At 64.2% G+C, this 14,293-nt stretch carries 10 protein-coding genes; 6 read left to right on the forward strand and 4 right to left on the reverse strand.

The genetic code is table 11. The features are described from left to right. Positions 1-29: 29 nt before the first annotated feature. Genes KCX59_RS07475 through KCX59_RS07500 form a run of 6 tightly spaced genes read left to right on the forward strand, consistent with a single transcriptional unit; the run spans position 30 to position 10,236 of the window. A complete protein-coding gene (locus KCX59_RS07475) occupies positions 30-734 on the forward strand; it encodes a hypothetical protein (RefSeq protein ID WP_017199350.1) in 705 nt (234 codons plus the stop codon). Beyond that, positions 731-5,185 carry an FtsK/SpoIIIE domain-containing protein gene (locus KCX59_RS07480; RefSeq protein WP_179019117.1) on the forward strand — a complete coding sequence of 1,485 codons (4,455 nt, stop codon included), beginning with the start codon at positions 731-733 and terminating at the stop codon, positions 5,183-5,185. The genes KCX59_RS07475 and KCX59_RS07480 overlap by 4 nt, the downstream gene beginning before the upstream one ends. Before the next feature lie 12 nt (positions 5,186-5,197). Further along, the gene (locus tag KCX59_RS07485) at positions 5,198-5,836 is read left to right on the forward strand and encodes a hypothetical protein (RefSeq protein ID WP_179019116.1); all 639 of its coding nucleotides are present in this window, start codon (positions 5,198-5,200) and stop codon (positions 5,834-5,836) included. A gap of 39 nt (positions 5,837-5,875) precedes the next feature. Next, complete coding sequence (ligA, locus tag KCX59_RS07490) at positions 5,876-8,182, forward strand: NAD-dependent DNA ligase LigA (RefSeq protein WP_178996504.1); 2,307 nt, start codon at positions 5,876-5,878, stop codon at positions 8,180-8,182. Beyond that, a complete protein-coding gene (locus tag KCX59_RS07495; protein ID WP_179019114.1) occupies positions 8,179-9,003 on the forward strand; it encodes an inositol monophosphatase family protein in 825 nt (274 codons plus the stop codon). The genes ligA and KCX59_RS07495 overlap by 4 nt, the downstream gene beginning before the upstream one ends. 24 nt (positions 9,004-9,027) lie before the next feature. Continuing rightward, positions 9,028-10,236, forward strand: coding sequence for an AAA family ATPase (locus KCX59_RS07500; RefSeq protein WP_178996500.1), 1,209 nt, complete (start codon positions 9,028-9,030; stop codon positions 10,234-10,236). A gap of 6 nt (positions 10,237-10,242) precedes the next feature. Here KCX59_RS07500 and KCX59_RS07505 read toward each other — a convergent pair whose 3' ends face one another. The 4 genes from KCX59_RS07505 to KCX59_RS07520 are packed head-to-tail and all read right to left on the reverse strand — an operon-like array spanning position 10,243 to position 14,293. Further along, entirely contained in the window at positions 10,243-11,277 is a 1,035-nt protein-coding gene (locus KCX59_RS07505; RefSeq protein WP_179019112.1) for an aldo/keto reductase, read from the reverse strand. Then, positions 11,277-12,644: an LLM class flavin-dependent oxidoreductase gene (locus KCX59_RS07510; protein WP_179019110.1), complete on the reverse strand. Its 1,368-nt coding sequence runs from the start codon at positions 12,642-12,644 to the stop codon at positions 11,277-11,279. The genes KCX59_RS07505 and KCX59_RS07510 overlap by 1 nt, the downstream gene beginning before the upstream one ends. Positions 12,645-12,674: 30 nt before the next feature. Next, complete coding sequence (locus KCX59_RS07515; RefSeq protein ID WP_178996494.1) at positions 12,675-13,403, reverse strand: ABC transporter ATP-binding protein; 729 nt, start codon at positions 13,401-13,403, stop codon at positions 12,675-12,677. After that, positions 13,379-14,293 (reverse strand): ABC transporter permease, encoded by a 915-nt coding sequence (locus tag KCX59_RS07520; protein ID WP_091466282.1) that lies wholly within the window; start codon positions 14,291-14,293, stop codon positions 13,379-13,381. The genes KCX59_RS07515 and KCX59_RS07520 overlap by 25 nt, the downstream gene beginning before the upstream one ends.

Raw genomic sequence — 14,293 nt, forward strand, 5'->3', positions numbered from 1 at the left:
ACTTACCGCCGACTGAGGAGGCACAGATCATGGGGGATCTAGCAATAGATTTCTGTGGGGAATGGTACGAACCATCCGACGAGGACATCTTCGATATTGGACGCGAAGGTGACTTGGAAGTGGACGACAACCCTTATCTGCACCGACGCTTCCTGCAGATCGCGCGCTACGACGGCATGTGGTGGCTCAGCAACGTCGGCAGCATGCTGTCCGCCACCATTGCTGACGGCTCCGGCGGCATGCAGGCCTGGCTTGCGCCCGGGGCGAGGATTCCGCTGGTCTTCAGCCACACCAACGTGATTTTCACGGCCGGACCTACCACCTACGAGTTCGCTGTTCACTTGAAGACACCGTCCTTCCGGCACGAAGCACGCGATGACGACCAAGCGGGGGACACCACGATCGGACCCGTGGTCTTCACTGATTCGCAAAAGGCGCTCATCGTTGCCTTGGCCGAACCCATGTTACGGCGCGATGGCACCGGCTTTAGCGCCATTCCGTCATCTGCCGAGGCCGCGAAGCGACTGGGCTGGGCCCTGACCCGTTTCAACCGCAAGTTGGACAACGTCTGCGACAAACTTGACCGCGTAGGCGTCGTGGGCCTCCGCGGCGGGGTTGGAAAACTTGCCACCAACCGCCGGGCGCGCTTGGTGGAACACGCTGTGACATCACACCTTGTGACTCCGGCTGACCTGCATCTCCTTGAAAAAATGAGTGGAGTCGACGAAGGATGAAGTTCCGCCTTACCTTGCGGCGTGACCCTGCGGAAGCAAAGGACCTCGCCGTAACGGTGGATGGTCGTGCCACCGTGGCTGATATTGCCACCGAACTTTGGGCTGCCGACCCCGCACGAAAGGGGACCGAACCGCCGTCGAACCTGTCCATCAGCGTGGACGAGGCTTTCGTTGGCGGGGGGCTCTCCGGGCACGTCCTGCGGCCGACGGACAACCTGCTGGAGTCGGGGCTGCGGCCAGGGTCCAAGGTCTCACTCGCGCAGGTCAGCGAGCAGTTCGCATCCAACGGGCACGCCAACGGCAATGGCAGGGGACCGGCAGCGGCGACGTTGCGGGTGATGTCAGGGCCCGACGTCGGACGCGAATTTTCACTGCCTTTCGGCACCAGCTACATCGGCCGGGACCGTGACGCCGACATTCGTTTGTCGGACCCGCTGACGTCCAAGCGCCATGCGCGGATCACGGTGGGCGAAACCGTGGAAATCGTGGACACGAACTCCGCCAACGGCCTCCTCATGGATGGGCTGCCGGTAACCCGGGCAACACTCGAATCCTCCGACACCGTTACTTTGGGTGATACTTCCGTGGGCGTCGTTGCCCTTTCCCGGAACCACGGCGGGGCTCCGTCGTCGCCGCTGGTGGATTTCAATCGCTCGCCGCGCGTGTTGCCCAGGTTCGAGTCGCCCAAGCGCGTGCCGCCTGCGGGGCCGAAGCGCCCGGAACACCAGCCCTTCCCTTACATCATGCTGATCGCGCCGCTCCTGATGGGCGGTGTGCTCTTCGCTTTCACGCAGAACCTGCTCTCCGTGATTTTCATGGCGATGATGCCGCTGTTCATTGTGGGGCACTATGTGGACCACAAAATGCAGAGCAAGCGGCAGGCCAAGGAAGGCCACAAACAGTTCAAAGCCGCCATGCTGGCGTTCCGTGAGGACATCGACAAGCAGCAGAACATTGAGCGCGCTGTCAGGCTCCAGGAAGCGCCGTCCGTGAGTGACACCGTGGACGCGATCTACAAACTCGGGCCACTTCTCTGGACGCACCGCCCGGAGCATCAGCACTTCCTGGGGGTGCGCTTCGGACTGGGCTCCGCACCATCGCGCATCCAGTTCGACGAACCGGGCGCCAATGAAACTGAACCGCAGTACATGCGGGAAATCCAGGAGTGCCTGCAGCAGGTCCGGGTCATTGAAGGCGTTCCGATCGTGTCGCAGCTGCGCACCTCGGGTTCCTTTGGCGTGGCGGGGGACCGCAGCGTGGTGGACGACGTGGCCCGCGGCATGGTCCTTCAGCTGGTGGGACTCCATTCACCGGCCGAAGTTGTCCTCACGGCACTGACCTCGGCCCGTTCCCGTGAGCGCTGGGACTGGCTGCAGTGGCTACCGCATGTCGGTTCAGGCCACAGCCCCATATCCGGCGATCATCTCGCTGCCGGCCCCGGTGCCGGTGCTGCCCTGTTGTCGCGGCTCGAAAGCCTCGTGGAAGAACGCGAATCCATGGCCAAGGAGCCGGGCCCGCATCCGCGGCCTGGACTGAAGAACGAGCATGAAGAAGTTCCCGGTCCCGTGGTTCCGGCCGTCCTGGTGATCGTTGAAGACGACGCCCCCGTGGACCGTGGCCGTCTCACGCGGTTGGTGGAACGCGGCCCGGACTACGGCGTGCACGTCATGTGGGTGGCGGCCAACGTACAGTCCCTTCCCGCGGCATGCCGTGACTTCCTCTCGGTGGACGGCGATCACGGCACCACCACCGGCCAGGTCCGGTTGGGCCGCCACACGTACCCGGTGAGCTGTGAAAGCCTCGATGCGGACCTCGCCACGCAGCTGGCACGCATGATGTCGCCGCTTGTGGATGTTGGAAACCCGCTCGACGACGACTCCGACCTCCCGCGCGCTGTCTCCTACGCCACGCTGATCGGCAAGGATCTGATGGACAATCCACAGGCCGTGGCCGAGCGTTGGCAGGAGAACAACTCTGTCCACGCCACGGCCGTGCCCAACCGGAAGGACAACGGCAGCCTCCGCGCGCTGGTTGGTTCCAAAGGTGTGGAGCCGTTCTACCTCGACCTCAAGAACGAAGGTCCGCACGCACTGGTCGGCGGAACCACGGGTGCCGGTAAATCCGAGTTCCTCCAGTCCTGGGTGATGGGCATGGCGGCCGCCTACAGCCCGGACCGTGTCAGCTTCCTGTTTGTGGACTACAAGGGCGGCGCCGCATTCGCCGACTGCCTGCACTTGCCGCACACCGTTGGCCTGGTGACCGACTTGTCCCCGCACCTGGTTCGTCGCGCGCTGACATCCCTGCGGGCAGAACTCCACTACCGTGAACGGCTCCTGAACCGTAAGAAAGCCAAGGACCTCTTGGCGCTGCAACGCGAAGCCGATCCCGAGGCACCCCCGTACCTCATCATCATCGTGGACGAATTCGCGGCGCTGGCTACCGAAGTTCCCGAGTTCGTTGACGGAGTGGTGGACGTCGCCGCCCGTGGCCGGTCCTTGGGCCTGCACCTGATCCTGGCCACGCAGCGGCCCGCCGGTGTCATCAAAGACAACCTGCGTGCCAACACCAACCTCCGCGTTGCCTTGCGCATGGCCGATGAAGTGGACGCAACGGACATCCTTGGCGTCCCGACGGCCGCTTACTTTGATCCGTCCATTCCCGGCCGTGGTGCCGCGAAGACAGGTCCCGGCCGCATCCAGGGCTTCCAGACCGGCTACGCCGGCGGCTGGACCACTGAAAAGCCGCAGCGGCCCCGCATCGACATTGTAGAGATGGCATTCGGGTCCGGCCCCACATGGGAACCGCCCTTGGTGTCGCAGGTTGAAGAAGAACCCGCCGGACCCAACGACATTGCCAGGATGACCGGAAACATCATCCGGGCAGCTGACGTCCTGTCCATCGAGCCTCCCCGGAAGCCATGGCTCAACGAACTCGCCACTACCTACGATTTCTCCAAGCTTCCCAACCCGCGGACCGATGAGCGGCTCCTGCTCGGCGTGGCGGATGACCCCGCCCACCAGGACCAGCCCACAGTGTTCTACGAGCCGGACAAGGACGGCAACATGGCCGTCTACGGCACGGGCGGATCCGGTAAGTCGGCGGCACTGCGCGGGATCGCCATCGCTGCGGCTGTCACACCGCGTGGTGGGCCGGTTCACGTCTATGGCATCGACTGTGGTTCCTCGGGACTCAAGATGCTTGACGGTCTTCCGCACGTTGGCGAAATCATTAACGGCGACGACGTGGAGCGCGTTGGGCGCCTGCTGCGCTGGCTCAAGGAAGTGGCGGACGACCGGGCAGCACGGTTCGCTGAGGTCCGGGCCTCCACCATCGTCGAATACCGGCAGCTGGCCAACCGCCCGGAGGAGAAGCGCATCTTCATCCTGGTGGACGGTATGTCTTCCTTCCGTGAATCCTACGAGTACAGCAACTTGTCTGCGCTGTGGGACATCTTCCTGACACTGGCTACCGACGGACGTCCCTTGGGCATCCACCTGGTAGTCAGCGGTGACCGCACCAACTCTGTTCCGGCGTCGCTCCTTGCCTCCATCCAGAAGCGGCTGGTCCTGCGCCTCAGCTCCGAAGACGACTACATGACCCTGGACGTCCCCAAGGATGTCCTCAACGCTGCATCGCCTCCCGGGCGTGGCCTGCTGGACGGGCTGGAAGTTCAGCTCGCCGTGTTGGGAGGGAACTCGAACCTCGCGCTCCAGGCCCGGGAAGTGGCCAAGCTCAGTCAGGCGATGCTCCGCCAGGGACTCGAGCAAGCACCGCAGATCCAGCGGCTTCCGGAACTGGTGGACCTGGACATCCTGCCCACCGGCGCCCCGGACAACCCAGTGATTGGTGTCGACGACGAAACACTGGGTTCGGCGGCCATCGCCGCCAAGGGATCACTTCTGCTGGCTGGCCCCCCAGGCGCCGGACGCACAGTCGCCCTGGTCACCTTGGCCTACGCCTTGCGGCGTTCCAACCCGCGCACTGATTTGATCTACATCGGTTCACGGCGTTCCGCCGTGGCATCACTGAACATCTGGAGCAGGTCATTGGTGGGGCCGGACGAGGTCTCGGACGTAATGGATGACCTGATCGACAAAGCCTCGGACAACCCTGGCACCATGGCCATCTTCATCGAGGGCCTCACCGAGTTCACGGACACCTTGGCCGAATCCGGCGTAGGACGTTTGGTCACGGCCGCAATCAAGGCTGATCAGTGGGTGGTGGGCGAGTCTGAGACCTCCACATGGTCCCAGGCATGGTCCCTTGCCCAGCCGTTCAAATCCGGACGCCGCGGGCTTCTGCTCAACCCCGGAGATGTGGAAGGCGACAGCCTCCTCAACACCTCCTTGGGCCGCATCAGCAAGGACTTCATCCCGGGCCGCGGGTACATCGTGGGCCGTGGAAAGGTACGCAAGCTGCAAATCGCCATGCCGCCTGAAAACCGTAGCTAGGAGGCTGCCTACATGCGACGCCCCGTAATTCCAGCCGTCGTGCTGGCTGTTGGAATGCTGTTTGCGCCCGCTGTTCCTGCACACGCTGCGCCGTGCGATGGGAAGATCCTCTGCCTGCCCTCGGAGGCACCCACGGAACCGGAACCCACGCAGCCCGGGCTCGCTCCGGAAACGGACAAGATCCCGTCATCCAAACCGGAGCCGACCCGGGTCAGGGAGCCTGAGGTTGCTCCTGCGCCTGCCCCGCCGGTTCAAGCACCGCCGGTTCAAGCACCGCCGGTTCAAGCACCGCAGCCTGTTCAGGTTCCGCCACAACCGGCGGTGACCCAGTTCGTCACTGTGGCACCCCAGGCGACCGGTGCGGCGTCGAACTCGTCCGAACCCACCGCAACCCTTGGTACGACGTCGGCGTCAGCAACGCCGTCGCCCTCTCCGTCCACGGGCTTCGCAAGCGCAAGCCCGGGCAAGTCGTCCAACTGGTACACGCCGGTGGATAAGGGCAAGGAGACGGAAGCGGGAGCGGTGGCTTCGAGCTCATTTTCGGGTCCCAACATGCTCGGACTGTTCGGCCTCCTGGGGGCCGTCCTGGTGGTTGGCCTGGGAGGGCTGGCATTCGCGTTATGGAGCAAGAACCGGCTGTCGTCCCACTAGCAACTCTTTAATGTCCGTGGGTTACGGCAAGATAGACCTGTGAGCACACCAGAGAATCCGGATCCGGTCGACACCACAACCCAAGACGCCGCTGCGGCAATCGTCGCGGAGGAAGGGACTCCGCCGTCGGAGTCCCTTCGGGATGAGTACGAGCAATTAGCGGACTTGGTCCGTAAGTACCGGTATGCCTACTACCAGGAAGACGCGCCAACGGTTTCCGATGCGGAGTTCGACGAACTCTACCGCCGGCTGGAGGAACTGGAAGCACTGCACCCGGAGCTCGTCTCCAATGACTCGCCCACCCAGGAGGTTGGTGGCGAGGTCTCGTCCGCTTTCGCGGCGGTGGAGCATCTGCAGAGGATGTACAGCCTTGACGACGTCTTCTCCTTGGACGAGCTTGAAGCCTGGGTCCGCAAGGCTGCAGCGTCGGTGGCGAAGCTCGGCGATTCCGTCCCGCCCATCGCCTGGCTGACTGAACTGAAGATCGATGGCCTTGCCGTCAATCTGCTGTACCGGGACGGGAAACTGGTCCGGGCCGCCACCCGGGGCGACGGCACCACAGGTGAGGACATCACTCACAACGTCCTCACCATCAAAGAGATCCCACGGCAGCTCAGCGGTTCAGGCTATCCGTCGGAAGTAGAAATCCGTGGCGAGGTGTTCATCCCCTCCAAGGCCTTCGTCGAGTTCAACGAGACGCTCGTCGCCGCCGGCAAAGCACCGCTTGCCAACCCCCGCAACGCCGCCGCTGGATCGCTTCGCCAAAAGGATCCAGCTGAAACCGCCAAGCGTCCGCTCAGCATGTTCGTCCACGGCATCGGCGCCCGTGAAGGGCTCGAAGCGAAGAGCCAGTCAGAAACGTACAAGCTCCTTGAAGAATGGGGGCTCCCGGTCAGCCCATACCTCAAGGTGTTGGACACGTTCGACGACGTCCTGAAGTTCATCGCCGACTATGGTGAGCGCCGGCATAAGCTCCTGCATGAGATCGACGGCATCGTGGTCAAGATCGATGACTTCGCCACCCAACGTGCACTTGGTTACACCTCCCGGGTTCCCAGGTGGGCTGCTGCCTACAAGTACCCGCCCGAAGAAGTCCACACCAAGCTCCTGGACATCGCCGTGAACGTTGGCCGAACAGGGCGTGTGACGCCCTTCGGCCTGATGGAGCCGGTGAAGGTGGCCGGTTCCACGGTGGGAATGGCTACCCTGCACAACCAGGACGTGGTCAAGGCCAAGGGTGTCATGATCGGCGACATCGTCGTTCTCCGTAAGGCAGGAGACGTCATTCCGGAGATCGTCGGCCCGGTGCTGGCCCTGCGTGACAAGCAGGATCCGCCGGTCCGCGAATTCGTGATGCCCACGGAATGCCCGTCATGTGGCACGCCGTTGGCGCCGTCGAAGGAAGGCGATGTGGACATTCGTTGCCCCAACGCCAAGTCCTGCCCCTCGCAGCTGCGGGAGCGCGTGTTCCACCTCGCGGGCCGCGGCGCGTTCGATATCGAAGCGCTCGGCTGGGAGGCAGCTATTGCCCTCACACAGCCGGCTGAGCCTGAGACGCCGCCCCTCACCAGTGAGGCCGGCCTGTTCAGCCTGACGCGTGAAGACCTGGCGGACGTCAAGATCCGCAGGGAAAAGCGGTCCAAGGGTGTGGGAACGGGCGAATACGAGCTCGTCCCGTACTTCTACACCAAGGGAACAGCCAAGTCTCCCTCCAAGCCCACTGCAACGACGGAAAAACTGTTCGTGGAGCTGGAAAAGGCGAAGACGCAGCCGCTGTGGCGAGTACTGGTAGCGCTCTCCATCCGGCACGTCGGGCCAACGGCTTCGCGTGCTCTTGCCACCGCATTCGGAAGCATGGATGCCATTCGCAATGCCACGGAAGAGCAAATGGCTCACGTTGACGGCGTCGGACCCACCATTGCCGTGGCGCTCAAGGAATGGTTCGCCGTGGACTGGCATAACGAGATCGTGGACAGCTGGGCGGCCGCCGGGGTGCGCATGGAGGATGAACGGGACACCTCGGTGCCCCGGACCCTCGAGGGGCTCACGGTGGTAGTTACCGGTACGCTGCCTAACTTCAGCCGCGACGAAGCCAAGGAAGCCATCATCATCCGCGGCGGCAAAGCCTCCGGCTCCGTCTCCAAGAACACCAGTTACCTGGTGGCCGGTGAAAGTGCCGGCACCAAGCTGGACAAGGCCGAGCAACTCGGCGTGCCGGTGCTGGACGAGGACGGCTTCCGCGAGCTCCTGGCCAACGGGCCGGCACAGACCGGGACGGAAGCTGAAGCCGCAACGGATGAAGCAAACGTAGTGGATGAAACAGCGGCGGAAGCGGTCTCCGAATGACGGACGCCGGAGAACTGCTTGCTGTAGCAAAACGTGCGGCGGCTGCGGGCGCTGCTGTCCTTGCACAGCGGTCCGCCACAGGCACGGGCGGCGACGGTCTGGAAACCAGCAACAAGGGCGAGGCCGGTGACTGGGTCACCGCTTTTGACGTCGCAGCTGAGAACGCGGTCCGTGAAGCGATCACTGTCGAACGGCCCCACGACACGATCACGGGGGAGGAACACGGTACTACCCGGCCCGACCAGCCCTCGGGATACCGCTGGTCCATCGATCCCCTGGACGGGACCACCAACTTCATCCGCAACATCGTCTACTACGCCACCTCCGTTGCCGTAGCAGATTCCGACGGCGTCTGGCAGGCCGGCGTGGTTCACGCGCCGGCGTTGGGGCGCATCTATTCCGCGGCCCGCGGACATGGCGCGTGGATGGAAGCCGGGGGGGAGGCGACGCGCCTGGCGGGTCCGGTTCCCGGGCGCACCGGCCTCATCCTGGCCACCGGCTTCAGCTACGATCCCGCTACCCGGGCAAGCCAATCTGAAGGCCTCGCAGGGCTCATGGACGGATTTGCCGACGTCCGACGTTTGGGCTCGGCTGCACTGGACCTCTGCTTGGTGGCGGACGGAACCTTCGACGCCTACGGTGAGCGGGGCCTCAACGAGCACGACTTCGCTGCAGGTGCGCTGATTGCGGAAGAAGCCGGTTGCTGGGTGCGCCGGCCTCGCCTGGAGAGCCCACTGGATGGCGGACCGAGCACAAAAGACCGGTTGTCGGCCTGGATGTGTGCAGGGACCTTGGAACTCTCCGGCAAATTCCCGTTGTGACTATTGGCAAGTGACCATCAACCATTGATCAAAGCACTCGCCATCGCCAACTACCGCTCCATCCGGGATCTCGCCATCGAGTTGCATGGCCTGGACATCGTGACCGGAGCCAACGGCAGCGGGAAGTCCTCCCTCTATCGGGCACTTCGGCTGCTCGCCGAATGCGCCGGCGGTGACTCCGGAAACGTGGTGGGCTCCCTGGCCCGGGACGGCGGGTTGGCTTCCACACTGTGGGCTGGGCCCGAGTCCATCAGCGAGGCTATGCGGCGTGGTGAAGTACCCGTCCAAGGGACGGTCCGTCGGGAGTCGGTAAACCTGAAGCTGGGCTACTCCAGTGACGACTTCGGTTATCTGGTGGACCTAGGCATGCCGGCATCCAGCGGCGCCGGGTTTGACCCGGAAACCGGCCGTTCCCGGCCTTCGGCCTTCAGTCTGGACCCGGAGATCAAACGGGAACAGATCTTTTCCGGCCCCGTGGCACGGCCCGGTTCGCTGCTGGTGGACCGCAAGGGCAGCCTCGCCAAGCTGCGCGGACCGGATGGCGAGTGGACCGAACTGTCCCGGCGCTTGGACACCTTCCAGAGCATGCTGACAGAGGTCTCGGACCAGGACCGTGCACCGGAAGTCCTGCGGGTCCGTGACTCGGTTCGTTCATGGCGCTTCTACGATCATTTCCGCACTGATGCCGAGGCTCCTGCACGTCAGGCGCAGCTCGGGACACGCACCCCTGTGCTGCATCACAGCGGCAAGGATCTCGCCGCCGCACTCCAAACGCTGCGCGAGGTGGGCTTCGAGCGGCAGTTGGATGCCGCCGTCGACCACGCCTTTCCCGGAAGTCGGCTGGAGATCGCCGTCAGCGACGGCCGGTTCAGTGTGGAGTTGCGGCAGCCGGGCATGCTCCGGCCCATGAAAGCCGCTGAACTTTCGGACGGAACGCTGCGCTTCCTCCTGCTCACCGCAGCATTGCTGACGCCGCGGCCCCCGGAGCTCATGGTCCTCAACGAACCCGAGACAAGCCTTCACGTTGACCTGATGCCGGCACTGGCCGGACTGATTGTCCAAGCCAGTGCCAACAGCCAGATGATCGTGGTGACCCACTCCGAGGCCTTGCTCAAGGCACTTCGCGAAAGCGGAGCTGCCCACGAGCATGAGCTCTACAAGGACCTGGGCGAGACCAGGATCAAGGGTTTGGGACCGCTGGAAGGTCCGTTGTGGAGCTGGCCCAAGCGTTGAAGTGCTTTACCTCAAAGAACGACGACGACGGGCCGGCTCAGTCAGCCACACCGGTTCATAGCCGGCATCAGCTGCGTTGAGGGTTGTTCCGGGCGGCACGATCTCGTCGATCCTGTCCAACACATCGGGGGACAACGTGAGCTTGTCTGCCCCGAGAGCTGCTTCGAGGTGGTCAAGGGTTCGAGGACCGATGATCGCCGAGGTGACGGCAGGGTGTTCGAGAACGAAGGCCAGGGCCAGATGAACCAAGGAAAGCCCGGCCTGTTCCGCCAGTTCCGTCAGCTCGAGCACGGCCTTCGTCTTGAGGGCGTTCCCGGGAAGGTTCGGATCGTGCCGGGCTGGTTGGCGGGCCGCTCGGCTCGACGCAAGGTGACCGCCGTCGGCCTTGATCCTGCCTGACAACCACCCACCGGCGAGCGGACTCCATGGCAGGACGCCGAGTCCGTGCTGCTGCGCCAAAGGCAGGACTTCGCGCTCGGCGCCCCGTGCCAGGATCGAGTAGGGCGGTTGTTCGGTGACCGGCCGCTCCCGATGGCGCTCGCGGGCCACGTACTGGGCTTCGACGATCTGGCCGGGGAGGAACGTGGACGTGCCGATGTAACGGATCTTGCCTTGGGTGACGAGGTCGCTGAGCGCTCCCAGGGTCTCGTCGATGTCCGTGTCGGGATCGGGCCGGTGCACCTGGTAGAGGTCGATCCAGTCTGTCTGCAGCCTGCGGAGGCTGTCCTCGACTTCCCGGATGATCCAACGGCGCGAATTGCCGGCTTGGTTCACGTCCTCGCCGAGGCGTCCGTGGACTTTCGTGGCCAGAATGACCTGATCGCGCCGACCCTGCAGGGCCTTGCCCACAATTTCCTCTGACTCGCCCTGGGAATACACGTCGGCGGTGTCCACCAGGTTGATGCCGGCGTCCAGCGCCCGATGGATGATGCGGGTGCTGTCATCGTGGTCGGGATTTCCGATGGCCCCGAACATCATGGTCCCCAACGTCAGCTGGCTGACCTTGACGCCCGTTCGGCCCAGGTTCCGGTATTCCGTCATCAGAACGCCGACCCGATGGACGTGAGCTGCTTGCCCTCGGAACCGGCAAAACGGTTCTCGGGCCGTGCCAGGCCGTAGTGCCCCCGCAGTGTGGACTCGGTGTATTCGGTGCGGAACAGGCCGCGTTGCTGGAGGATCGGCACCACCTGGTCGACGAAGATCTCCAAACCGGAGGGGAGGACCGGCGGCATGATGTTGAAGCCATCTGCGGCGCCGGCAAAGAACCAGTCCTGGATGGCGTCGGCAACCTGTTCGGGTGTTCCGGAGAAGGTGCGGTGCCCTCGTCCTCCACCCAGGCGGCCGATCAGCTGGCGAACGGTGAGCTGCTCGCGGCGGGCCAGTTCCACGATCAGCGTGTAGCGGCTCTTGGCTCCTTCAATATCCTCCTCGGAGGGCAGGTCTGCGGGCAGTTGGCGGTCGAGGGGAAGGTCTTCCGGGGCCAGGCGCAGTGTCTTGGCCAACTGCTCCCGGGCGTACTCGGGCTTGATGAGTTCGTCGAGCTCGCGCTCAAGCTCCAGGGCTTCAGCCTCTGTGGAACCTATAACGGGGACGATGCCCGGCAGGATCTTGATGCCTTCCGGGTCGCGGCCCACGGCTGCTGTACGTGCCTTGAGGTCTGAATAGAAGGCCTGGGCATCGGCCAAGGTCTGGTGTGCGGTGAAGACAGCTTCGGCGTACTGCGCCGCCAGCTTCTTGCCGTCCTCGGAAGAACCGGCCTGCACGATCAGCGGGTGCCCTTGCGGCGAACGGGGGACATTGAGCGGTCCGCGGACACGGAAGTGCTTGCCTTCGTGCTCAATGGCCCGGATCTTGCTGTCATCGCCCCACACGCCCTCGGCCTTGTCCGCCAGCACGGCGTCGTCTTCCCAGCTGTCCCAAAGCTTCTGCGCCACCTCAATGAACTCGGCAGCCCGCTCATAGCGGACGGCGTGTGCCGGTTGATCATCGACGCCGAAGTTGCGCGCGGCATCCGGTCCCGCCGTCGTGACGACGTTCCAGCCGGCGCGGCCGCCGCTGACCCAGTCCACTGAAGCAAAGCGGCGTGCCAAGTTGAAGGGGTCGTTGTAGGTAGTCGAGGCGGTGGCGATCAAACCGATCCTCTGCGTGACCGCTGCAATGGCGGTCAGCAGTACCGTGGGCTCCAGTTTGCCAGCAGGACGGCGGCCCACCTCGCCGAACAGGACGGGCGAGTCGGCGAAGAAGATGGAGTCCAGCTTTCCGCGTTCAGCGGTGCGTGCCAGATGCTGGTAGTGCTCCACCTTGGTGGAGGACAAAGGGTCGCTTTCGGGCAGCCGCCACGATGCTTCGTGATGGCCTGTGCTCATGAGGAAAGCGTTCAGGTGAAGTTTGCGCTGTGGTTCAGTCATGGGGTTTCTCCTTGGATTGAATATGAAGGTTTAGGCAGCAGCGTGGACGCCGAGGGCTTCGAGCAGTTCGCCCCTCAGCGTTGAATGGTCGACGGCGGTCCCGGCTTTGCGCTCAAGGGAGACGCGGCCGTCTCGGAGGACGACGACGCGGTCGGCCAGCGTGATGGCTTCGTCGACGTCGTGGGTTACGAGGAGGACCGCCGGGCGATGGGCGGCGACGAGGTCCTTCAACAGCACATGCATCTTTAGCCGGGTGAGGGCGTCGAGGGCACCGAAGGGTTCATCGGCCAAGAGCAGCTTGGGTTCACGAACCAGCGACCGCGCCAAAGCGACGCGTTGCTGTTCACCGCCGGACAGCTCATGCGGCCAGGCCTCCTCGCGGCCGGCAAGTCCCACCTCGGCGAGGGCGTGGCGCCCGCGGGCATCGGCGTCGTGATCCCTGAGCCCCAAAGTGACGTTGCCCAGTACGCTGTCCCACGGCAGCAGGCGGGAATCCTGGAAAACTACGGACACCTGGTCCGGCACCCTCACCACGCCGCTGCCCCGGACATCGCGGTCCAAGCCTGCGAGGGCCCGCAGCAGGGTGCTCTTGCCGCAGCCACTCGGGCCGAGGAGGGCCACAAACTCGCCGGGTGCAATGTCGAGGTCGACTCCGTTGAGGACGCCCTTCGGGCCGAAGCTGCGGATGAGGTTGCGGACAGAGACCTCGTAGGAGGGGCCGGTGGGCGGTGTGCCTAGCCCGCCAGCGTGCGTTGCCATGACAATGCCTTTCGTTCGAGGAGCCGGACAGCGGCGTCGGAAAGCAGGCCGAGGATGCCATAGACGGCCAGGCCCAGGACGATGATGTTCGTTTGGCCGTACGTGCGGGCGAGCTCCATCATGTAGCCGATGCCACTGGTGGAGTTGATCTGTTCCACTACCACCAGCGACACCCACGCGCCGGTGACTGCGAAGCGGAGTCCCAGGAAGAACCCCGGCAGAGCCCCCGGCAAGACGACGCGGCGGATGAATCCGGCCCGGCTAAGGCCGACGGTTTGTGCCAGTTCGACATACCGCAGGTCTATGCCCCGCAAACCGGCATGAGTTTGGAGATAGATCGGAACGAACACTCCCAGAGTGATGGTGAGGACCTTCATGGTTTCGTCGATGCCAAACCAGAGGATGAGCAGCGGGATCAGGGCGAGACCGGGAATCGCCCGCTTGATCTGCACCGGACCGTCGATCAGGGATTCGCCCACGCGGCTCAATCCGGACAGGACCGCAAGCAACGCACCCACCACGATGCCGAAGAAGAGCCCCAAACCTGCCCGCTGCGCCGAGATCGCCAGGTTCTCCTGTAGCCGGCCATCGGCGATCAACTCGCCCGCCGTGGACACCACGGTCCACGGTTCGGACAGAATGCGCGGGTCAAGCAGGCCTGTAGCCGAGGCAACCACCCATATCAGGATCAGCGCGGCGGGACCCACCAAACCCGCAAAACGGCGACGCTTGCCAGGACCCAGTCGACGGCTCGTCGGGCGGACATCAGGCCTTCCCGTGAGGGCCGGGTCAAGGTGAGGCTCGACGACGGCACCCGGGGGAGCTGCGACGTCGCCCCTTGGCGGGGGAGTGGTCAGCGTAGTTGCGTGCCGGGCGGCAGTTGTAGTCAT

Source organism: Paenarthrobacter nitroguajacolicus, from assembly GCF_051027655.1.
GTDB classification, from domain to species: Bacteria; Actinomycetota; Actinomycetes; order Actinomycetales; family Micrococcaceae; genus Arthrobacter; species Arthrobacter nitroguajacolicus.